The organism is Ferruginibacter sp. (genome assembly GCF_031391665.1).
Lineage (GTDB): Bacteria > Bacteroidota > Bacteroidia > Chitinophagales > Chitinophagaceae > Ferruginibacter.
In genome coordinates, this window is the sequence record NZ_JANMUN010000063.1 from 1 (window position 1) to 21593 (window position 21593).

The window sequence follows — 21593 nt, forward strand, 5'->3', positions numbered from 1 at the left end:
AATTGCAAACGCATATCCTAACGCATTGCTTCTACTTTGTCATTGGGGTTCGGTAGATTCGCCAGACTTTGCCCCATTTAATGGAGACCCAAAAAAACTATATGATGTAGTTGTTAATCCTGAACGAATCAAAGTATTAGCACCCGGAGAGCCATTTGTTCTTAAACGCTTAAAAAATAGTTCATTTCCAAAATTCAATTAACATGAAATATCTGTTAGCTTTTTTTATTTTCGCATTTAACAACGCTTCTGCTCAAACAAAAGACATGATGATTCGTATATCAGAAATTGAGATTGATACAAACTATCTCAAAGAATATAATGCTATCCTTCAAGAAGAATCAAGAGCATCAGTTCAATTAGAAGCAGGCGTTATCGCAATTTATCCATTGTATCAAAAAGAAAACCCAACGCAGATTCGTATTTTAGAAATTTATGCCAATCGAAAAGCTTATGAGGCACATTTAAAAACACCTCATTTTCAAAAGTATAAAACAAGTACTCTTAAAATGGTTAAGTCTTTGAAACTTTTAGACATGGACAACATAGACTCACCGACAATGGTTGAAATATTTCGGAAAATGAAGCAATGACCAAAAGAAAAACTCACTGCCTTGGTTCGTGTCTTCACGAATCTTTCGCTAATATCTTCGTTATTATCTCCGCTTAGTTTTTGTGATGCGGTAAATTATTATTTTTTGTAAATAAAGGAGAGGTAGGGGCAACACTGCCTTGGTTCGTGTCTCCACGAACCCTTCGCTAATATCTCCGCTTAGTTTTAGGGTGCAGTAAATTATTATTTGTTGCAAATAAAGGGGCATAGGAAACTGTTTTGTTTTAAGGAATAATTTATGATTGTTAAGCTTGAGGATTGCAGCGAATCTTTATTTACGTTTTACTATAGCTAAGATTGAAAACAATTTGAAAGCAATAATTTTAGTTGGTTTTGAAATTTTGAAAGGAAATAACTTTCGCATATATTTGAGTTGTGTGAAATTCTTTGAGACCTTGCGAATACTAACAATCATACTATTATTAAAATCACTTTCCGCTGTCGGACAGACTTTGCCCGACAGTGTCGCCATAACATATAACACATACGTTAACAAATTTGATGGCAGCGACAATATTTACCGTACAGACAACTACTCAATTATTCTTGACGGAAACAGATATTTACTAAATGGTGACAGAATAGCCAAATCAAAAATTCTTAACTTACTTGCAGAGTTGACAAAACCAAGTAACGCAGACAATTCTCTTGCTAAATATGAACTTGACACTAATTGGATAAAAAATAATCCTGCAGATTTACTAACTCTGTATTCAGACAGAGAACGAATTGATTGGAACGAACAACAAAAGGAATTCATTTTTAAGAAACTTACAGATTTATCAATCAACAAAGAAGAATTGAATGACTTTCTATCAATAGGCGGAAATTATACAATGCACAGCAGTTATAAAAATGAGTTCATAATAAAGTTTTATAGCAAAGGGGTAATCTCTAATGAAGTAAAATCAAGAAAATATGTTTGGGGCTATAAAATGCCTTGGACAAATCAATTGGGCGACACACTTTATAATTTTAATATTGAAACAAAGCTCAAAGACATTCTTTCAACCAAAGAAAAATTAAAAGCACCTCTCAAAGGAGACAAGTTGCAAAAATATTTGGTGAACAAAATTATAGACAATTATATGCAGTCATTGTACAAGTTGTCTGCCTACTCATATCAAAAGGAAATTGACGAATTAAATAGTGATTTCAAAGTTGTCTCTTTTGAAGAACTGTATGGTAGAGGAAGGTATATTTGGAATGAGCCAAAAACAATGAAGATTGTTCTTAAAAACAAATTGATGTATGACAACGTAAACCTTGTCTTTTTAGCTTCAAAGAGTGGCAATACAATTTACACCAGAGATAGCATTAAAAAAGACTACGCCGAATATATTAGCAGAGTTCAGTCAATAAAGTTTATATCAGACTATCTAAAAGCGAATTCAAATTCCAGGCTTGACATTTACTATTTTAATAACAAAGGAATTAACGATTATAATATTGAAAGCGTAAACAAAAACCCAACAAGCTGGGCAAGGCACGATAAATGGGTAGAAAGTTTAAAATTTTACGAGAAAAATAATATCAAGCCAAGTTTCGACATCAATCAATCAATCAAAACATCACAGCAAAATGACTGTGGCTGCAACTTTCGGTTTGACAAAAGCTATATCGAAAAAGCCATTTTCTGCGAAATACGCAATGCAGAAAATAATAGTTCAGTATGGTTTTTACTTCCTGACAATAGAGTTTTACTTTATTTAATGGATGGTAATAAAGTATTAAACTTTAATTACAAAGGATTTGGCGACAAAGAATATATGCAATATCCGTGTGTTTTATTTGACTTAAATGGACAGAAGATTCCGAAATAGAACTTCACACAACATTGGTATTTGCAAAAGCTGGGCTGACGGAAGCCGTGTTTCAACTTTAGTTTTCAATTTGGCTTCATATCGGGCAGGACGTTATTAATTTAGCTATGTGCAAATCATCAACTTTTATTTATAAATTTAGCTTCAGGTAGCCAGGCGGACGAATAACTATTTCCCAGCCTTCGCAAATACCTGCCCGTTAGCTGAAATATTTTCGCACCCAAATTTTAATTTAACAATATGCAAAACTCTTGGTTCAAACTTATTTTTTTAATAAGCCTTGTATTTTTATCATGTAAGAAAAATTCGGAGAATAATTCTTCTGTAACACTTAATGCGATAGTTGTAGACTATGCTACCAGACAGCCAATTCCTGGATTGACAATTCATATAGTTTCTGGAGGGTTTAGACTTCATTTTTTTTCTGACCCATGGGACATAAGATTTGCAGATACAATAACGACATCAATTCCAGCTATAAATTACATCACAGACGATTCAATTACCACAAATGGACTTGGACACTTCTCTGCTCAGTTTACACCGCAATTTTTAGAAGGCATGTATACGTTCCCACGTTTTTTTACTAAAGTTGACACCTTAATTCGAGTTAGCTCCAAAAGTCCATTGTGGGGTTCAGATGATACAAATACCGACACAGTTTATTTAGACAAGAGGTCTTTGTTGGTTATTAATATGCAAAAATTGTCTCCAGTATTTAGTAATGATACAGTTTTTCAAAACGTAACCTTTTTAGATGCCCAGTTTAGTCCACAATATTCAATTCCATCTCTTAAAGGACAAATTGGACTAGCAAATCGGACAATAACAAACGAGTTTTCATATACTTTTTTCAAAAAAGCTGACATTGAATGGAGATATTACAGAAACGGTCTACAAAAGTCGCATCGTGACACTGTGGTATTGCATCAAGGAGTAAATAATATTAACATCACCTTCTGACAATTTAATACTTCAGCTAACATGGGGTTTTGCTCAAGTGTGGCTTGACAAGCAAACATCAGCTAAGTACTGTCTCGTACTGAAATAGGTTTACACAAAAATTGTAAATTTAAATCACCGCTCACATCTACCCGCTACCTTTTCCCGTATATCTCTCTGTGAAAAAATTACTTTTAAATATTTTTATTATTTTTTTATTAGTGAATAGTGCTGCAATTGCAAAAGCACAATTAATTGATAACAGTGCTACCTTTAGAAAAATCAATCACAACAGTTATTTTCGTTTTCATTACGATAACGATTACTTTACCAAAACAGATGAATATTATACCCAGGGCATTACGCTGGATTATGTGCATCCTTTAATAAAAAAATTTCCTCTGGCAAAATTATTATGGAAGCCATACAAAAGTGCACCACAATATGGCGTTACATTTAATTTATTTGGCTACACCCCTACCAGTATTTTAAGCGACAGTATTTTATATGGCGACAGGCCTTTTAACGCCAACATATCTTTAAAAACATTTTTAATACAGGTAGATGAAGTGCGCCAGCAGCAAATATCCACGGCATTCAGTATTGGAATAATGGGGCCTTATGCATTGGGTTATCAAATTCAGGATAATATCCACCGCTGGTTAAAAAATCCTTTGCCGCATGGCTGGCAGTACCAAACAAAAAACGACATCATAATTAATTATCAAATTAATTACGAAAAACAATTGGTGAGTGCCGGTAATAATTTTTTACTGAATGCAACTGCAGAAGGAAGGGCAGGCACACTCAACAATAAACTTAGTGGCGGTTTTAATTTTATGGCCGGCAGGTTTAACAAAAGGTTTTTACCAGTAAGTTATAAAAAAAGAAAAGCGGAATATTATTTTTACGCACAAAACCGGGTAAATTTTATTGGTTACGATGCCAGCATGCAGGGTGGATTATTTACAAGAAAAAATCCTTACACCATTGCTGCCGGCGACGTTAATAGAATAACTTTTCAGGCCGATGCAGGTATTATTGTGAATTTTAAAAAACTGTACCTTTCCTATACACAATCCATTCTTACAAAAGAATTCCGTACCGGCAAATACCACCGCTGGGGCGGCGTAAGTGTTGGTTTTGCTTTGTAACATAGGTTTGCCAACCTTTTCAACAATTAAATGCACATAATTATCCAGCAGTCAATTAACCAATTTACTATTTACCTTTGCCAAAATTAAAAGCATTGGAAATAAGTAACCGCAAGGCATATCACGAATATTTTTTTGAAACAACTTATATAGCCGGGCTTGTACTTGGCGGCACCGAAATAAAAAGTTTACGGGCAGGCAAAGCAAGTTTTAACGATAGCTACTGCATTTTTCATAATGGCGAACTGTTTGTAAAAAGCCTGCACATTTCCGAATATTCATTTGGCACCTATACCAACCACGAGCCCATGCAGGAAAGAAAGCTGCTGCTAAACAAACGGGAACTGCAAAAATTAGAAGGCAAAATAAAAGAGAAAGGCTATTCTATTATTCCCTTAAAAATATTTTTAACCGAAAAAGGTTTTTTTAAAATGGAGATCGGCCTGGGTAAAGGCAAAAAATTATACGACAAGAGGGAAAGCATTAAAGAAAGAGAAAACGACCGGGATATAAAGCGAAAATACGGCATATAAAATTTACTCCACAATATTTACAATCACAGCCTCAAGACCTTATTTTTGCACCAAACTAAAACGACTGCATATGGATTTTCAATTTACAGAAGAACAGTTAATGATAAAACAGGCGGCAAAAGATTTTGCCATAAACGAATGCCTGCCTGGTGTTATTGAACGGGATGATCTGCAAAAATTTCCGAAAGAACAAATAGAAAAATTGGCCGACCTTGGTTTTATGGGCATGATGGTAAAACCAGAATATGGCGGCAGCGGTATGGATACCGTGAGCTATGTTTTGGCAATGGAAGAAATTAGTAAAGTAGATGCCAGCGTTAGTGTTTGCATGAGCGTAAATAACAGTCTGGTTTGTTATGGCCTGCAGGAATATGGCAACGAAGCACAAAAGAAAAAATATTTAACGCCGCTGGCGCAGGGAAAAAAAGATGGCGAATTGCATATTGGTGCATTTTTACTGAGCGAACCCGAAGCTGGAAGCGACGCTACATCGCAACAAACTACAGCCGAAGATAAAGGGGACTATTATTTACTGAACGGTACTAAAAACTGGATCACCAATGGCAATACAGCTTCGGTGTATTTGGTAATTGCACAAACGGATATCAGCAAAGGCAGCCGGGGCATTAATGCATTTATTGTAGAAAAAAACTGGCCAGGCGTAACCGTTGGTGCCAAAGAAAATAAATTAGGCATAAGGGGAAGTGATACACACAGCATTTTATTTAATGATGTAAAAGTGCCTAAAGAAAACCGCATTGGCGAAGATGGCTTTGGTTTTAAATTCGCCATGAAAACTTTAGCAGGCGGAAGAATTGGAATTGCATCGCAGGCATTGGGCATTGCAAGCGGCGCTTATGAAAGATCTTTAGCCTACAGCAAACAACGTAAAGCATTTGGTAAAGAAATTATGCACCACCAGATCATTCAATTTAAACTGGCCGATATGGCTACTAAAATTGAATGTGCCAGGATGCTTTGTTTAAAAGCCGCCTGGGAAAAAGATGAAAAATTAGATTATACTTTAAGCGGCAGCATGGCAAAAGTTTTTGCAAGTGAAACAGCTATGTGGACGGCAACGGAAGCCGTTCAAATTCACGGTGGTTATGGTTTTGTAAAAGAATATCATGTAGAGCGTATGATGAGGGATGCAAAAATTACACAGATATATGAAGGCACCAGCGAAGTACAAAGGATTGTGATTAGCAGGAGTATATTGAAGTAGTCCAGCCCCTCCTATCCTCCCCAAGGGGGGAGGGAAATGGAGAAGATAGTTACGAAGATGTGCAGATGAATGACAGTTCGTTTGCACATTTTTTATTTAGATTGGCTTTATCGATTTTAATAACTTTGAAGCGTAGCGTAAAAATAAAGATGAGTATCAACACAGAAAAATATAAAGCCATTTTAGAAGAACTTAATGGTAAAGTAATATTGGTAGCCGTTTCTAAAACTAAATCCATTGAGGATATACGAGCCTTGTACAATTTAGGCCAAAGAGATTTTGGAGAAAACTATGTACAGGAACTTGCAGAAAAATACGAACAGTTACCTAAAGATATACGCTGGCATTTTATTGGCCACCTGCAAAGTAATAAAGTAAAATACATTGCACCGTTTGTGCATTTAATACATGGTGTGGACAGTTTTAATTTATTGAAAGAAATAAATAAACAAGGTTTAAAAAACAACCGTGTTATAAACTGTTTACTGCAAATACATATTGCCAAAGAAGAAACTAAATTTGGTTTTGATGAACACGAATTAAACCAATTACACGATACATCGACAAGCTCAGTACACCAATTAAAAAATATAAACATTACCGGCTTAATGGGCATGGCTTCTTTTTCGGAGGATATGGATTTAGTAAGAAGTGAATTTAATAATTTAAAAAAACTTTTCGATAAGTATGTTCAGTCTTCAACCTTTAACTTTCAACTTTTAACCCTAAGTATGGGCATGAGCAGTGATTATAAAATTGCAATTGAAGAAGGCAGTAATATGTTACGCATTGGCAGTTTATTATTTGGCGAAAGAAATTACCCTGCCAAATGACCTACGAAATAATTATTCTTTGCATAGCTGCATTTGCTGCAGGTTTTATTGATGCTATTGTTGGTGGTGGCGGATTGGTACAAACACCTGCAACTTTAGTAACCTTACCGCAATATCCATTAGCAACCATTTTAGGTACCACAAAAATCCCTTCTTTTTTTGGCGCAGCCATTGCAGCTGTGCAATACAGTTTAAAAGTAAAAATTAACTGGAAGTTACTGTTGATGATGTGCAGCATTGCATTAGCGGCCGCTTATGCAGGTTCAAAAACTGTAGCAGTTGTAAGCAATACTTTTATGAAACCAATTTTGTTTGTGGTACTTATACTGGTAGCCATTTATACTTACACTAAAAAAGATTTTGGGCAATCAGTAAAAACATCTCTTACTAAAAACAACAAAATTATTTACTGCTTATTATTTGCTATAGTTATTGGTTTTTATGATGGCTTTATTGGCCCGGGTGCAGGTAGTTTTATGGTATTGTTTTTTATAAGTGCTTTAGGGTTCGATTTTTTAAGGGCCAGCGCCCATTCTAAATTATTAAATGTATCTACCAATATTGGTTCTATAGTATACTTTAGTGGCAGTGCAAATATTTTGTATGAGTACGCTATCCCCATGGCGGTTTTTAATTTTGCAGGTTCGCTGTTAGGTGCAAGGCTGGCCATTTTAAAAGGGAATAAATTTATCCGTATTTTTTTTCTTATTGTGGTTGCCGGCACCATTATACGCTTTGGGTATGATATATTTTTCAGAAAAGTTTAAATAAAAAACTGCGTTTGCTTAGAAACGCAGCCGGAATATTTTTTAATTATTTTACCTGTACAATACTGTTGTACCCTGGCGGTTGTGTATTTTGCCATCCACATCTACAGCTTCAAGCATCCATACTACCGTTTGAATATCTGCCGGCACATTTTTTATTTTTCCATCCCAACCGGGCTCGTCGCTATTCATTGTAAACAATAACTGCCCCCAGCGATTAAAAATTCTAAAATAATTCACCTTACTAAAACCAATTAAAACAGGGCGCAACCTGTCGTTTAAACCGTTGTTATCAGGTGTAAATGCAGCAGGCACATAGATCTCGATTTTTTTATGCGTTTTTACCAATTGCGTATCTACCGTTACACAACCTGCGGCAGTTTTAATTTCAATTGTATATAATTGAGGCGTAATGCCTTTAAACTTGGGTGTAAAACTAAATCGGTTGTTTAAACTTATTGCAGGTGTCCATGTAACACTCTTACCAAAAGCTCTTGCCTGTAATGGCTCAGGAAAATTAAATGCAGCATCTTTATCAGGATAAACTATCCCCGGCAACTGATCTTCAATAATAACATCAATTGCTTTTGTATTAAAAGCTACCGGGCATTGTGCCGTGCTAACCGTTAATTTAATGGTATAAGTTCCCGGTAAGGGGTAACTGTACACGGGAGTTTTAACATTGTCAACATGACCATTACCAAAATCCCAAAAATAATTTATAGTAGATGCGGTATTATTAAAAGTAGTATTGATCAAAGGAACAGGTAAATTTTCGCAAATGGTTTGCACAGCAAAATCAGCATTCGGTGTTCGAATAATTTCAATATCTCTGCTAACACTGTCTTTACATCCGCCTAAACCATCTACCAATAATTTTACTGTATAATTACCAGCTGCTGCATAGTTATACGTAACATCTGTTGTTGTGAGTTTAGTACCATCTCCTAAATTCCAAAAATATTGCAGGGCACCGGAAGTTGTTGTGCTGCTATTAGTAAAGATAAATTGATTGCCCTGAAAACATTGACTGACCAGATTAAGAGTAAAATCTGCCGCAGGGGAATCGTAGATATTTATTTGTTTAACAACGGTGGTAAGTGAACAGCCGCTAAGATTAAATAATACTGCATAATATGCACCTGTTTGGTTAACATCGAATATTGTTTGATTGGCCCCTGCAATGGCAATATTATCTTTATACCATTGAATCCTGTCTGCAGGTAATACCTTTAACGTTGCAAATTGCCCGCTGCCTTTACAAATTGATGCCGTACCAATAAGCTCAATAGAATCGCTTATTATATTTGTACTGACATTTACATCATCAGTTGCAACACACCCGCCGCCGTTACTTGATACGGTTAGTCTGTAAACTGTATTTACCAAAGGAGAAGCAATTGGATTAGAGATATCAGGGTTGCTTAAACCGGCAGCAGGCGTCCACTTATAAATCAGGCCGGGCTGTGGAGGTTCGCCTATTTGAACAGGAAAGATATCACAATTATCCGGTCCTGCATTTGCTTTTACAGTTAGGGTATCCCACAAACTTGCAACGAGGGTACTTACACATCCATAGCCATCATAGGGTGTTAATTCAACCGAAACAGTGGTACCTGATGGAGGTGGTGGATTTAAAGTAAGTGTTTGCATTGTTCCCAGCACCTGGTTGCTGTTATTAAACCATTTATAACTTTGATAACCGAATGGAGCTGTTATGCTTACTAAAGTATCATTGGGGCAAAATGTTGCTCCAACAAATGAACTGCCGCATTGTGCATTAATATCAATGTATGCATAACCAAAATGTGCCCCCTGCGAACAATCCGAAGTTGTAAATGATATTTGAATTGTTTTACCCGCTTTACCATCTAAGTGAATTGATGCTGCAGACCAATTTTTGCATCTTACCGGAAGCGTTGGTGGACTCTCAGGTGAGTCGAAAAAACCAGGCAAATTTGCATCTACCACAAAATCAAAAGAAGAACATGGATCTGGTATGTTATCCGTTAAATTTAATACTTCAATAGTTAACCTTGGTTGCTGGGCAGCCGTATGCCCAAAATCCTGTAAAACAATTGCGTAGTTATAAATTAAACTAAAAGTATTTTGCGTAGCAGGAATGGTAAATGTATAAGAAACCCTTTCGGCCCCCCGTCCACCTAAACCATTGCCCAACCTAATAGAATTTCCACTTCCATTAGGGCAGTTCTGAGGAAATCCACCCCAATAGTCAACAGTATTTCCGGATAATGCAGATAAAATGGTGTGCCTGTTAGCAATGGGAGAAGAAGGATTTAATGAAACCACACCCGTATTAAGTTCAACTGAACCTGCCGAACAATTCCATAAATTAAAATTTCCCTGTTCAAAATCTATATTATCCGGGCATTGTGCAACTGAATTTTTTGACATTGCAGTCACTAAAAATAAAGCTATTAAAAAATATAAATTAAAGCAAAAGCTTAACTTCTTAACTCTAAAAAATATTTTTTTTCTTTTCGTCATCTTCTCTGCAATTGTCAAATCAATTTCTACAATTATTACCGTATTACCACTGTTGTTCCCTGCCGGTTATGCACTTTGCCATCTACATCTACTGCCTCAATCATCCATACCACCGTTTGCATTTCTGCTGGTTTATTATTTACTTTCCCATCCCAACCCGGCTGGTCGCTATTCATACTAAATAACAATTTACCCCAGCGGTTATAAATTCTAAAGTAATTTACTTTGCTAAAACCAACTAACACCGGCCTCAACCTGTCGTTAACACCATTACCATTGGGTGTAAATCCTGTAGGCACATAAATATCAATCTTCTTATGCGTTTTTACCAATTGCGTATCCACCGTTAAACATCCATTGGCTGTTTTAATTTGTATGGTATAAAGCTGTGGTGTAATGCCATTAAAAATTGGTGTAAAGCTAAAGCGGTTATTTAAATTTGTTGCCGGCGTCCATGTAACACTGCTACCAAACTGTCTTGCCTGCAATTGTTCGGGATAATTAAATGCCGCATCTCTATCAGCATAAACTATACCGGGCCTTACATTTTCAATGTCAACATCAATTGATTTTGTATTGAATGATATTGGGCATTGCACAGTGCTTACTGTTAATCTTACCGTATATTTTCCACCAACAGGGTAACTGTAATTAGGGGTCATCGCATTATCTAAATACCCATTACCAAAATCCCACAAATAATTTATGGTGGATGCGGTGTTGTTAAACGTTCTGTTTATTACCGGCACACGTAAATTTTCGCAAACCGGCTGTACCGAAAAATTGGCTGTTGGTGTAGGGTGCACCGTTACATTACGGGTAGCACTGTCTTTGCACCCAAAAGTTGTATTAGCAATTAACTGAATGATGTACCGGCCATCTTTTGCATAACTGTAAGTAAAATCTTTCGCAGTTTTAGTTATGCCATCCCCCATGCTCCAGGTGTAGAGCAATGTATCAGATAAAATGGTTGTACCATTTGTTAATACAAACTGGTGGCCGGGAAAACACTGTGTGTCGTTATCAATTATAAAATTGGTTACCGGACTTTGATGTGCTATTACTGTAAAAGAACTATCGTAACTGCATCCGCCATTTGTTTCTCTCGCAGTAAGTTTTACAGTAAATGTATCTGGCGTGGCAAAATGGTGGGCAATATCGTTGGAGTTATCAAAATTGCCATCTCCAAAATCCCAGGTATAAGTTAATATGCCTGATGACACGGTACTTTTATTAGTAAACACAAACCAGTTATTTTTAAAACACTGCTCGGGCACATCTACTGCAAAAGCAGCTGTGGGGCTTGCATTTACCACTACATCAAAACTGGTACTGTCTGCACATCCACCGGGTGCCGTTGCTAAAAGTTTTACTTTATAAGTTCCTTCTTTACCATAACTGTGTGTAACATTAGTTGTATTGGTGGTAGTGCCATCGCCTAAATCCCAGGCATATTGTAAAAAGCCTGTGGTTAATGTGCTGTTGTTGGTAAATATAAATTGATTGCCTGCAAAACATTGCATTATTGCATTGGGTGTAAAATTTGCAACCGGTGTTTCCCAAATATCAATCTGTTTTACAACCGTAGTGCGGTTGCAGCCTGCTGAACTGGATACCACAGCATGATACGCACCTGTTTGTGTAATATTTAAAAGCATTTTTGTAGCGCCGGGTATTACCACATTATTTCTGTACCACTGTATATTATCATGCGGTAATACTTTTAACGCTGCCGACTGGCCGCTGCCGGTACAGTAACTGGCTACACCTATTAATTCAATCGAATCACTTAAAATATCTACATCAACATTTACAAAATCCTGTGTGGCGCAGCCTCCGCCACTATTGGTTACCGTTAGTGTATAAGGAGTGCTTACCAATGGAGTTGCCATGGGGTTAGAAATATTAGGATCGCTTAGTCCCGTTGCAGGTGTCCATCTGTAAACCAGTCCGGGTATTGGCGGCCCGCCTAACTGAACCGGATTATTATCACAGGTTTCTCTATCGGGTCCGGCGTTGGCATTAATGGTTAAAGTATCCCATAAAATTGCAGTTAAGGTAGTTGCACAACCATAACCTGTAAAGGGAGTTAGTACAACATTTACTGAATCGCCGGCTAAAGGTGGTGGATTAAGCGTTAATGTTTGGCCCGTGCCAATTACACCTGCCATTAACCCATCGTACCAGGTGTAGGTTTCGTAACCCGGAGGTGCACTTATAATTACCGCAGTATCATCGGGGCAAAATGTGGCACCAACGAATGAGCTGCTGCATTGCGGATTAACATCAACATAGGCATAACCAAAATGCCCGCCGAGTGAACAATCGGCAGTAATAAAAGCAATCCTGATTGTCTTTCCAGCTAAATTATCTAGGTTAATGGACGAAGAAACCCAATTTCTATATAAGACTGGTGAGTTGCCCGGGCCAGGGGTTCCTGAAGTTAAAAAACCCTGTAAGCTGCTGCCCACTACAAACGGATCCAGTGGACATGGCAAAGGTGTACCATCTGTAATATTATCAATAGTTACCTGCATCCTTGGCTGGCTGCTGTTATCGTGGCCCGATCCTCCATCATTAAGCACCATTGCATAACTGTAAATTAAACTAAACCTGCTTTGAGTAGCCGGTATTGTAAAAGTATAAGAAACGGCTTCTGCACCCCTGCCCGTTTGATTGTTTCCTAATTTAATTGAATAGCCACTCCCGTTGGGGCAATTTTGAGGAAAATTCCCATAAAAATCACGGCCATTTCCCGGAACCGCAGCTAACATTTCATGCCGTGTTGCTGTTGGTGGAGATGGTGTAAGAGAAGATAAAGGAATGACTGTTCCTCCATTGAATGAACCTACATAACATTGCCACCCTGTAAAATCCCCCATTTCAAAATCAATATTTGGAGGGCATTGTGCCGTTACAGATAAATTTTGTAAACAAATAATAAAACAGACTGTTATGGAACGGAAAATATTTTTACCTGCTGCTAAGCAGTTATACTGGTAGAAGTGCTTCATGCGTAGTTATGGTTGGTACAATTAAGTATGAAGATAAGTTAAAAAATTTAACAAAAAAAGCCTTTTAAACCAGCTGGTATTGCAGATTGTACATCAAAGCCTTATACCTGAAATAATATTGTATCAGCAATACTTTTGAGTGATAAATAAATTAATTAGGAGATTGAAAACCAGAACCAGTTTTCTGATGATTCTGCTACCCCGTAAAAAAAGACAGCTTCTACCTAATTTTTAGCGTTTAAATTTATGTAAGACATTATTAAAAAATAGTCATTGTATGGCCACAGATTTAAAAACAATACAAAAAATACTTGAAGAAAAAAGCACACCTGAAGTTTTGGTTTCACAAAAAAAATTTGTGCCGGGCATAACCAAAATTTATGGCGTTAGCAATCCAGTACTTAATGAATTGTCAAAACAATTTAAGGCAGGAGGTTTTAATTTAATAAAAGATTTGTGGGATGCAGGCGCTTATGAAGAAAAACTTTTAGCCGCAAAAATTTTGCAGAAGATCGCTAAAAAAGATGCGGATAAGTCTTTACAGCTAATAAAATATTTTGCACCTGGCATTAATAACTGGGCTGTTTGCGATACAGTTGGAATGCAGAGTTTGCAAACGATTTTAAAAACACATCAAAAAGAAATTTTTGCACTGGCAAAAAAACATAACCGCTCTGCAAACTTTTGGGAACGCAGGCTTAGCCTTGTGCTGGTAGAATGGTACACCAGGGATAAAACACTGCATGCCGAAATAAAAAAATTAATTAAGCCGCTGGAAAATGATGAAGAATATTATGTAAAAAAAGCAGTGGTGTGGATCAATAAAAATTTTGCAAAAGGTAAATGATAAACCTATTCAGGTAACATAAAAGTTTGAAACCTTACACAATTTATGAATTTTAAATTTGTGATGGAGCATTCATCGCAGCATCTTTCATTTCGTTTGCAAGTTTTTTACCGAGGTATTTTTCTATCCAGCCATGTATAAGATAGATTACCGGAGTTAAAACTATTGCCACTACAAATTTGTAAATATAATTGCCGGTGCCAGTTACCAAAACCTGGTGTAAACTCCACGGCTCGCCCTGGTTTGTCTGAATGCGTTTGCCAATATAAAATGCAATAAACAACACTACAAAACTATCTACCAGTTGAGAGACTAATGTAGAGCCTGTTGCCCTTAGCCAAATACTTTTTTCGCCGGTTAGTTTTTTAATGCGGTGAAAAACCAATACATCCAATACCTGGCCAATTAAAAATGCCACCATTGAACCAATAATAATCCACATGCCCTGACCAAAAATGCCACGAAATGCATTGTCAGGTTTATCAATTCCATTACCAACAGAAAAATATTCGGATGGTGCTAAATTAATAGCCCCGGTAAAAATTAAAAACGCATAACTTATTAAACCAATGGTGAGGTAGGATAAAAACTTTACACCCCGCCTGCCATAATATTCATTAATAATGTCCGTCATTATAAAAACTACAGGCCATAATAATACACCCGCAGTAAGATGAAAACTAAACGGGCTGCCAAACAAATTTATGTTGGCCCGTTTAATACCCAGCGTATCTTCCAGCGAAAATATTTTTACACCAATTACCTCTGCAATTAAAGCACTGGCAATGAAAATACCACCCAGTATAATAAAGAGTTTTGTGCTTTTATCTTTAAGTATGCTATGTATCATTTGCTGTTGTCTATAAAAAACCAATATACCTGTGCCAGTAAAATAATAAAATTAAAAATAACAATCCACAAAGGGATTTGTTTAATTTTTTTCATCAGTATTAAAATTAGTGCAATGACGCAAAAAAAAATATTGATGATCATAGCCAGTTCTCCCAGCACCGCAATGGTTCCTTCTAAAAATGGTAATGGTATGGCGTGATCTGTAATGCCTTTTGCTGCATATTTTTTTTCGACAAAACGTAAAATTACAGATGCGACAAAACAAAGGTTACAAATAAAAACAATTTTGGCAAAGAAACGCATAAGCAAATATATTGTTTTGGACCGAGGCTGGCTTTAGTTTATAGAAAAAAGAAAAGCCATTATGGCTGACGGCAGCGTACAAGAATATGATGTTGTTGGGCCTATTCATGTAAAATTTAAAAACCGTACCGCAATATGCAGTGCTATGGTTTTGCAAGGTGATAATGAGCCCTTATTAGGTGCCATCCCAATGGAGGAGATGGATGTTTTGATACACCCAAGAAGACAGGAACTAATTGTTAATCCAGAGCATCCCAATTATGCACAATTAAGTTTAAAATAATTGTTTTATCCATTCCTTCCGCTCAGCATCGGCACAAAAGAAAAATTTTGAAATACTTCTTCTTCATAACTGCCATCAGCATTTTTTGTTAAGCGAAGCATCCGCTGCAACGAGCCTTCATCTACAGGTACTATCATTTTGCCACCGGTTTTTAACTGCTCAATTAATTTAGGCGGCACAAATGGTGCAGCAGCAGTTATTATTACTTTATCAAAAGGTGCATAAGTGGGTAAGCCTTCAAAACCATCGCCATAAAAAAATTTAAGATTAGGGTATTTAGTTTTAAAAATAAACTGCTTGGTTTTTTCAAAAAGATTTTTTTGTCTTTCGATAGTAAAAACCTTGGTACCCATTTCGGCCAATACCGATGCCTGGTAAATACTTCCTGTACCTATTTCTAAAATTTTATCGCCTGGTTTTAACTGCAGTAATTGCGTTTGATAAGCTACGGTGTAAGGTTGCGAAATAGTTTGCCCGTCGCTGATGGGGAAAGCCCTGTCTTCGTAAGCAATTTCATCAAAAGCACTGTCTAAAAAAAAATGGCGGGGAATATTATTAATTGCATCCAGCACATTGTTATCAGTAATGCCTTTATCCCTGAGTATATCAATTAATTTTTTTCGCAGGCCTTTATGGCGGTAAGTGTCTTCGTATTTTCTCATGCCCCAAACCCCTGAAGGGGCTTTTAGTGTAAAATAATTTAAGCAGTTTTAATGTCAAGACGGTTTAAAACCGTCGGACACCTGGAACGCAAGATAAAAAAATGTCAGGAGTAAATCCTGACATCAATGTTTATTTATTTTCTTTTATTTATAATGCGGTGTATGATTATCAAAAAAACTTTTTATAGCACTGTTCCAGTTATTTAAAGCTTCTGTTCTTTGCTGGTTAAGCGTTTGGTTATTTTGATTATAAGCATTGCTGGCTTTGTTAATATCGTTTACACCTTTGTTGTAAGCATCTACTTCTTCTTTAGTTGGGTTGCTCTTTTTTTCAAATTCTTTTTTAATAGTTGCAAAACGCTCTTTGGTTAAAAAGAAATCGCTTACGGTACCCATTTTATCATTTACTTCTTTTACATAAAAATTAAGCATGGTTTTACAGGCGGCGGCTATACTGTTATCCCCTTTAAAAGGTTTTATACTGTTTAATTTTGTTAACCCATCCTGTGCATATTTTAATAACGAATTTTTATTTTGTTCTATACCGGTAATATTATTTTTTTCGATGGCTTCCAGTAAATAAGCTTCCTGCTTATAGGGTTTAAAAAAGATAAGGTATATCTGGTGATGATACAAATTCATATCATGTACCTGCTGCATCATATCGCCAAGCTCACTCTGGCTGTTGATCAGTTTTACATTATTTTTTGAAGCAAAGGCAGTTTGTGCTGCTTTCATCCTTTCGTTGCCTTCGTTTAATTTTTCACTTACTTTTTCTTCCATCATTAAATACGCTTCCATGGCATCGTAACTTTGCTCTGCAATTTCTTCCATGTTTATTATTTTACTGTAATCTTCATTAAGCACATTGTAATACAGCTTCATAAAACTTACTGCACTGTCACGGTAACTTTTATCAGTTTTATAACCGGGCATACCCGAAATGTTCATCCGGGATTCCTGCACTTCATCTAATAATTTATTACGCAATGCTTCTACCTTTTTTTCTTTTTTGCCATGAGCAGAAGCGCTGGTATAACTCATAAATTTTTTGGAAACATTTTCCTGCTGCTTGCTGATGAAACCCATGTAATCGCCGGGGTTTTCAAAATCCTGTGCATGGGTGAGAGCTGAAAATGACAATAAAAACAAAAGGGTAAATAAATATTTCATACTGGGTAATTTTGGTTTAGATGAAGATAAAATATATTTATGTAAAGAAGATAATAATTGATAGGATATTTTTTAAATACCTAAAAGTTATTTGAGGTATTTATTATTTTGTAATAATTGTGATTAAAGCTCAATAAAGGTATTCCGTACAAGTGAGTGACACAACGATGATGCCATGAAAAACTAAAGCTGCTATCAAAAAAATATCCCATTTCTAAATAATTCCGATTGATTAATTTTACACTTTCCAATCAACCAATCAACTACTTCCCATTCCAGTCCATTAAAATCCTGTAAGTTTCTTGCAGCGTAGCATCGTTTTTAAGCTGCTTTAAATAAGTGTTGTTTATTTCTTTACTCCGCTCAGTAGATTGCATAATACGCTGCCAGTCGAAACCGTTATTAGTAACGCTTATACTGCTTTTATCTTTTTCATCTTCTTTAAATTGCTTAAACATTTTCATTGCATCGCTGTATTGCGCTGCATACCCAGCCCACTGTAAATTAATGTTTCTTTCTTTTTTATTCTTTTCCATCCAACTGGTAAACGAAGTAATTTTTTTAAAATAATTATCAGCATCAACACGCTGTTTGCTTTTAGCTGCTAAAGTTGCTACAGGCAAAACCGGTAACAATTCAAACGTTCCTGCCCTGCTCATATCCGGTTGCAATGCGCTTACATTACTTTTTTCTTTGTACTCATCGCCTGCATATAAATCGGGGAGTTTAATATCCGGCACTACGCCTTTCCATTGAGCAGTGCTGCCGTTAACACGGTAAAATTTATTCATCGTAACTTTTACAAAGTCATCATATTTTTTAAGAGGGTTTATTTTATTGGTATCTAAAGGCAACACCTGTTGTGCCGTTCCTTTACCATAAGTGGTGCCGCCAACAATTAATGCCCTGTTATAATCCTGCAATACTGCACTTACAAATTCGCTGGCACTTGCACTGGCGCCATTTATTAAAACTACCAGCGGCCCATCATAAATTGTTCCCCTGTTGGGATCTTTTAAAAAATTAATTTTACCCGTTTTATCTTTAACCGAAGCCACCGGGCCAATATCAATAAAAATCCCTGCAAGCTGCATCGCTTCCCACATACTGCCGCCGCCGTTAAAACGCAGGTCTAATATTAATCCAGCAATGGTATCTTTTTTTAGTTTTACAATTTCTTTGCTTACATCGTTGGCGCAACCATCATCTTTTATATCATCTTCTTTTGCAGTTTCATCATCCCTGCTGTAAAAGCCGGGCAGATTAATGTAACCAATATTTTGTTTGCCATGCAGCACATAACTTTTTACAATGCCTTCATCATCGGTCACTTTTTCTTTGTGCAGCGTAGCAGTTTTTGTTTCGCCTGCCTGCGTACGAACCGTTATTTCCACATCGCTTTCGCTGTTGCCATTTAAATAACTGCTTAATTCTTCTTCACTAATATCGGCAACATTTTTTTCCTTCCCGTCTGTTTTTACATTTGTAATTACATCTCCTTTGTGCAATTGCCCGCTGCGCCAGGCACTGCCGCCAGGTTGTAAATAAGTAATCGTTTTATCTCCCTTTTCATCTTCCTGTAAATCTATTCCGGCACTAAACTCGGTTCCGCTTAACTCTGTATCAAATTCTTTTTTTACTTTTAAACTCATGTAATTGGTATGCGGATCGTAACACCAGGCAATATTATCTAAATATTGATCCTGCAAATTACTGAGGAATGCAGCCGGTGCAGATAATAGATTATTGAGATACGCTACTTCTCTCCTGCGTATCTTTTCTCTTGCTTCAATTTCTAATTTTGCAAAATTTACAGGGAGTTTTGTATCAGTACCAGTAGAGTCCGAAATTTTTTCTGCAATTTGATTCAGTGTTCTCCACTTTAAATATTTTAACCAACGTTGCGCTGCTTCCTGTTCGTTTGCGGCATAAGTGGTAAAAGGCCAGACTATATTATCGGGCTTGGTAAAATCAAAAGGTTTTGCTGTAAGCAGTTTTATAATACTGTCGGTTTTTTGCAAACGTAATTTATATGCTGCAACGGATTGATTGAAAAAATTCCATTCTTTACCCAGCAATTCTTCGTCTAATTTATTTTTAAAAACTTCTAAAGCCGTAATTTCTTTTTGCGTAAAAAAAAATTTTTCATCATCCAGTTGCTTCATCCATTTATTATACAGCATGGCAGATGAAGTATCGTTCCATTGTACCGGCTTGTAATGTTGCTGCTCTAAAAAGCGGCGAAGTGTAAGTGTTTTGGCACGAAGATCTGTTTGAGAAAAAACAAACGCCGGCAATAAAATAAGTAAGAGGGTGTAGATTTTTTTCATGAGCAGTTTGATTTAAGGTGTCAGACGGTTTAAAACCGTCATGACACCTGTATATTTTTATTTCAACTCCATTTCCTTCACAATTCTTGCAATTTTATCATCCAGTGCTTTTTCTGCAGCTTCAAATTCAGCAATGCTTTTCAGTTCTCCCTTCACACTAAAATAAAATTTTATTTTAGGCTCTGTACCACTTGGCCTTGCAGAAATTTTGCTGCCATCTGCCAATACAAATTGCAATACATTACTTTTTGGCAGATCAATTGCCCAGCTTTTACCTGTAGTTAAATTTTTTCCGGTTTGCATTTCGTAATCTAACAATTCATTTACTGCAACGCCATCTAAAATTGTTGGAGGGTTGTCCCTGTAGCCTTTCATCATCGCCGCAATTTCTGCTGCGCCATTCATGCCTTTTTTGGTAATGCTTACCAAATCTTCTTTGTACAAACCATACTGCAGGTACATGTCAATCATCTTATCATACAAACTGCGACCTTTATTTTTTTCGTAAGCCGCCATTTCGCAAAGCAATGCCACTGCACTTATCGCATCTTTATCCCTCACCTGGTCTCCAATCATTAACCCAAAACTTTCTTCGCCGCCAATTACATAATTTTCTTTACCTTCTTTTTCTTTTATCATTGCAGCAATCCATTTAAAACCGGTAAGTACATTGTAGCAGCTTATATTGTTTACTTTGGCAATACCATCAATCATATCGGTGGTTACAATAGTTTTCACCACCATATCATTGGGCTGTGCAATGCCTTTTGCTTTTCTTGCTTCAATCATATAATTAAAGGCCAGCACTGCGGTTTGATTACCGTTCATCAGTACCCATTCGCCTTTATTATTTTTTACGCCAATGGCTACACGATCACTGTCAGGGTCGGTACCTAATAAAATATCAGCATCCAATTCTTTTGCTTTTTTTAACCCAATGCCCATGGTTTCTTTTTCCTCGGGGTTAGGATACACCACTGTAGGAAAATTACCATCAGGAGTGGCTTGCTCTGTAACAATATGTACATTGGTAAAACCAAAACGCTGCAATACCTCCGGCACCAATGTTATACCCGTGCCATGTATTGGCGTGTAAACAATTTTTAAATCGTGTTGTGCAGCACATACATCAGGGTAAACCGACAATGTTTTCACCATATCCAGGTAAGCATTATCCAAATCTTTTCCCAATGCAAAAATATTTGCTTCGCCACCAGTCCATTTTACTTCATCTACACTTAATATTTTTTCTACTTCGGTAATTACATTTTTATCATGCGGCGGCACTAACTGTGCGCCATCATCCCAATACGCTTTATACCCATTATATTCTTTTGGGTTGTGCGATGCCGTAAGTACCACACCAGCCTGGCAGCCCAATTTCCTTATAGCAAAACTTAATTCCGGTGTAGGGCGCAAGGCTTCAAACAAATACACTTTTATACCATTGGCAGCAAAAATATTTGCAGTTGTTTCAGCAAAAAAGCGGCCGTTATTCCTGCAGTCATGTGCAATAGCCACACTTATTGCTCCACTAAAAGATTTTTTTAAATAATTGGCAAAGCCCTGTCCTCCACACAGGATCGAACCGATAATCCACACCTGCCTCAAACTCGTCGATTGACGATGTGGCGAAAGCGGAGAAAAATGAATTGTAGGCGACCCTCGGGGCGCGATGGATAAAATCACCTGTCAGGATCACCGCCTCGCTCAGGGAGTGACTGATCCTGA

20 protein-coding genes are annotated in these 21593 nt (G+C 36.8%); 11 read left to right on the forward strand and 9 right to left on the reverse strand.

Features of this window, described 5'->3' with window-relative positions; translation table 11 throughout:
* The 9 genes from ACY651_RS04675 to ACY651_RS04715 form a co-directional block, all read left to right on the forward strand.
* On the forward strand, positions 1 to 202 hold a 202-nt coding region (locus tag ACY651_RS04675), incomplete at its 5' end, for a hypothetical protein (protein ID WP_462250205.1).
* A gap of 1 nt (position 203) precedes the next feature.
* Entirely contained in the window at positions 204 to 593 is a 390-nt protein-coding gene (locus tag ACY651_RS04680; protein WP_462250207.1) for a putative quinol monooxygenase, read from the forward strand.
* A 328-nt stretch (positions 594 to 921) separates the two neighbouring features.
* The gene (locus tag ACY651_RS04685; protein WP_462250209.1) at positions 922 to 2436 is read left to right on the forward strand and encodes a hypothetical protein; all 1515 of its coding nucleotides are present in this window, start codon (positions 922 to 924) and stop codon (positions 2434 to 2436) included.
* A gap of 240 nt (positions 2437 to 2676) precedes the next feature.
* Positions 2677 to 3399: a hypothetical protein gene (locus ACY651_RS04690; protein WP_462250211.1), complete on the forward strand. Its 723-nt coding sequence runs from the start codon at positions 2677 to 2679 to the stop codon at positions 3397 to 3399.
* A gap of 158 nt (positions 3400 to 3557) precedes the next feature.
* Complete coding sequence (locus ACY651_RS04695) at positions 3558 to 4532, forward strand: lipid A deacylase LpxR family protein (protein ID WP_462250213.1); 975 nt, start codon at positions 3558 to 3560, stop codon at positions 4530 to 4532.
* 77 nt (positions 4533 to 4609) lie between these two features.
* Positions 4610 to 5065 (forward strand): SsrA-binding protein SmpB, encoded by a 456-nt coding sequence (smpB, locus tag ACY651_RS04700; RefSeq protein ID WP_462250215.1) that lies wholly within the window; start codon positions 4610 to 4612, stop codon positions 5063 to 5065.
* Positions 5066 to 5135: 70 nt separating this feature from the next.
* The gene (locus ACY651_RS04705; protein WP_462250217.1) at positions 5136 to 6290 is read left to right on the forward strand and encodes an acyl-CoA dehydrogenase family protein; all 1155 of its coding nucleotides are present in this window, start codon (positions 5136 to 5138) and stop codon (positions 6288 to 6290) included.
* A 149-nt stretch (positions 6291 to 6439) separates the two neighbouring features.
* On the forward strand, positions 6440 to 7123 hold the full coding sequence (locus ACY651_RS04710) for a YggS family pyridoxal phosphate-dependent enzyme (protein ID WP_462250219.1): 684 nt from the start codon (positions 6440 to 6442) through the stop codon (positions 7121 to 7123).
* Positions 7120 to 7890, forward strand: coding sequence for a sulfite exporter TauE/SafE family protein (locus tag ACY651_RS04715; protein WP_462250221.1), 771 nt, complete (start codon positions 7120 to 7122; stop codon positions 7888 to 7890). The genes ACY651_RS04710 and ACY651_RS04715 overlap by 4 nt, the downstream gene beginning before the upstream one ends.
* Positions 7891 to 7941: 51 nt before the next feature.
* Here ACY651_RS04715 and ACY651_RS04720 read toward each other — a convergent pair whose 3' ends face one another.
* Together ACY651_RS04720 and ACY651_RS04725 are read right to left on the reverse strand one after the other, a co-directional pair.
* Positions 7942 to 10305, reverse strand: a complete 2364-nt coding sequence (locus ACY651_RS04720; protein ID WP_462250223.1) for a PKD domain-containing protein — start codon at positions 10303 to 10305, stop codon at positions 7942 to 7944.
* Between the two features lie 128 nt (positions 10306 to 10433).
* Positions 10434 to 13412, reverse strand: a complete 2979-nt coding sequence (locus tag ACY651_RS04725) for a PKD domain-containing protein (protein WP_462250225.1) — start codon at positions 13410 to 13412, stop codon at positions 10434 to 10436.
* A 277-nt stretch (positions 13413 to 13689) separates the two neighbouring features.
* Here ACY651_RS04725 and ACY651_RS04730 point away from each other — a divergent pair, with 277 nt between their 5' ends.
* On the forward strand, positions 13690 to 14259 hold the full coding sequence (locus ACY651_RS04730; RefSeq protein WP_462250227.1) for a DNA alkylation repair protein: 570 nt from the start codon (positions 13690 to 13692) through the stop codon (positions 14257 to 14259).
* A gap of 52 nt (positions 14260 to 14311) precedes the next feature.
* Here the strand turns inward: ACY651_RS04730 and ACY651_RS04735 are convergent, their stop codons facing one another.
* Positions 14312 to 15109 carry a queuosine precursor transporter gene (locus ACY651_RS04735; RefSeq protein ID WP_462250229.1) on the reverse strand — a complete coding sequence of 266 codons (798 nt, stop codon included), beginning with the start codon at positions 15107 to 15109 and terminating at the stop codon, positions 14312 to 14314.
* Entirely contained in the window at positions 15106 to 15414 is a 309-nt protein-coding gene (locus tag ACY651_RS04740; protein ID WP_462250231.1) for a hypothetical protein, read from the reverse strand. The genes ACY651_RS04735 and ACY651_RS04740 overlap by 4 nt, the downstream gene beginning before the upstream one ends.
* A gap of 61 nt (positions 15415 to 15475) precedes the next feature.
* Between ACY651_RS04740 and ACY651_RS04745 the strand changes: the two genes are divergently transcribed.
* Positions 15476 to 15697, forward strand: coding sequence for a hypothetical protein (locus tag ACY651_RS04745; protein ID WP_462250233.1), 222 nt, complete (start codon positions 15476 to 15478; stop codon positions 15695 to 15697).
* Positions 15698 to 15702: 5 nt separating this feature from the next.
* Here the strand turns inward: ACY651_RS04745 and ACY651_RS04750 are convergent, their stop codons facing one another.
* From ACY651_RS04750 to ACY651_RS04770, 5 genes are all read right to left on the reverse strand, one after another.
* Complete coding sequence (locus ACY651_RS04750; RefSeq protein WP_462250235.1) at positions 15703 to 16359, reverse strand: protein-L-isoaspartate(D-aspartate) O-methyltransferase; 657 nt, start codon at positions 16357 to 16359, stop codon at positions 15703 to 15705.
* Positions 16360 to 16503: 144 nt separating this feature from the next.
* A complete protein-coding gene (locus tag ACY651_RS04755) occupies positions 16504 to 17532 on the reverse strand; it encodes an LIC11966 family surface protein (protein WP_462250237.1) in 1029 nt (342 codons plus the stop codon).
* A 263-nt stretch (positions 17533 to 17795) separates the two neighbouring features.
* Entirely contained in the window at positions 17796 to 19862 is a 2067-nt protein-coding gene (locus ACY651_RS04760) for a carboxy terminal-processing peptidase (protein WP_462250239.1), read from the reverse strand.
* Positions 19863 to 19919: 57 nt separating this feature from the next.
* A complete protein-coding gene (locus tag ACY651_RS04765; RefSeq protein ID WP_462250241.1) occupies positions 19920 to 21383 on the reverse strand; it encodes a phospho-sugar mutase in 1464 nt (487 codons plus the stop codon).
* A 13-nt stretch (positions 21384 to 21396) separates the two neighbouring features.
* Positions 21397 to 21593, reverse strand: a 197-nt coding sequence (locus tag ACY651_RS04770) for a hypothetical protein (RefSeq protein ID WP_462250243.1), incomplete at its 5' end; no start/stop codon positions are given.